Annotated in this window: 2 pseudogenes; one reads left to right on the top strand and one right to left on the bottom strand. The window is 68.6% G+C overall.

Annotation, left to right across the window (positions count from 1 at the left end):
• Window positions 1-156 precede the first annotated feature (156 nt).
• Window positions 157-351: pseudogene (locus ABZ641_RS38415) on the top strand (integrase core domain-containing protein); the annotation flags it as partial.
• Between the two features lie 68 nt (window positions 352-419).
• Here ABZ641_RS38415 and ABZ641_RS38410 read toward each other — a convergent pair.
• A pseudogene (locus tag ABZ641_RS38410) lies at window positions 420-701 on the bottom strand (HoxN/HupN/NixA family nickel/cobalt transporter); the annotation flags it as partial.
• Between the last annotated feature and the right edge of the window lie 488 nt (window positions 702-1,189).

The following is a 1,189-nucleotide window of genomic DNA, read 5'->3' as shown; positions in this document are numbered from 1 at the left end:
GCAGCCTCTGCACCCAGATCAATCGCTGGGCCGAAGAACACATGCTGGTCAGAGAGGGGCGAGGAAGATACCGGCTGGCTCCCGAATGGCTGCCGGACGCCCCGCCCGACTGATCAACTTGCCACGGGCGGCAACGGGTTAACTCCGTGGCATTGCCTGTACAAGACCGAGCTGATCAAGCCCCAGCGGCCCTGGCGCACGCTCTCCGAGGTTGAGCTCGCCACCGCCGAGTGGGTGGACTGGTACAACCATCGCCGACTCCACGGTGAGATAGGCCACGTCCCACCCGCCGAATACGAAGCTAACTACTACCTGTCCGCCACGAAACCGCTGGTCACAGCCACATCGTAGAGTCTCCAGCCAAGCCGGTGCGGTTCAGTTTCCCCTGCCGCTTCCCCTCCCGTGTCCCCCGTCCAGGCCGAGTGCCCCGGGGAGAACCAGAAACCCACGGAGAGGGGTCGCTCGCGCTGGTCCATGAGCTTGCGGGTGGTGCTGTCGATCGCGGCGATGTGGTCCGCGTCGAAGGCGTGCCGCATGCCCAAGGCGTAGACCGTGACGCCGATGCCGATGCCGAAGGACTTGGTGCCGACGAGGTGGTGCGAGGGGGCGACGACGGCAACCAGCGTGACCCAGCCGACGGCATGCAGGGCGACGATGAAGCCGCCCGTCCCGGTCAGCCTCCGCCACTCCTGACGGGTGATCGGAGCCACGGCCCTCGCACGGCCGGACTTTGGTGCGGGCTGGGAGCGGGCTACGAACGAGGAGGTCACGGACGTCCTTCCTGTCTCGGCGGCGAGACGCTGCATCCTGGTGCATCACTCCCGTAGTTGCACGATTCCCGTGGGGAGAGGCCGTGTCACGGGGCGCGTCGGGGGCGCGATGAGATTCACCACCGGCGCCTTCGACCCGAAGCTACCGGCGATCCGATGCTCGACCCGCAGGCGCGGATGCCCGCGCGTCGTTGCTCCGCGGGGGTGGTCTCGTCTGCCGATCGGCATGGTGGCCACTGCCCGGGAGCTCGTGGCCGCGATGGTGGTGTGGGCCGTCTTCTCGGCCTCATCCTCTTCTCGCCGGCCGGGCGCTTCGCGGCTGCGGCGGCCGGCCCGTCCCCGGAGGCCCAGCGTGCTGGTCCCACGACCTCTCTTCCGGGCAGGTGCGGCGGTGTCAGGCGCGCTGTGCCTGCTCAGCC

Source organism: Kitasatospora sp. NPDC007106, from assembly GCF_040634455.1.
Taxonomy (GTDB): domain Bacteria; phylum Actinomycetota; class Actinomycetes; order Streptomycetales; family Streptomycetaceae; genus Kitasatospora; species Kitasatospora arboriphila.
Note: the sequence above shows the minus strand (reverse complement) of the source record. Positions and strands in the feature narration are given on the sequence as shown.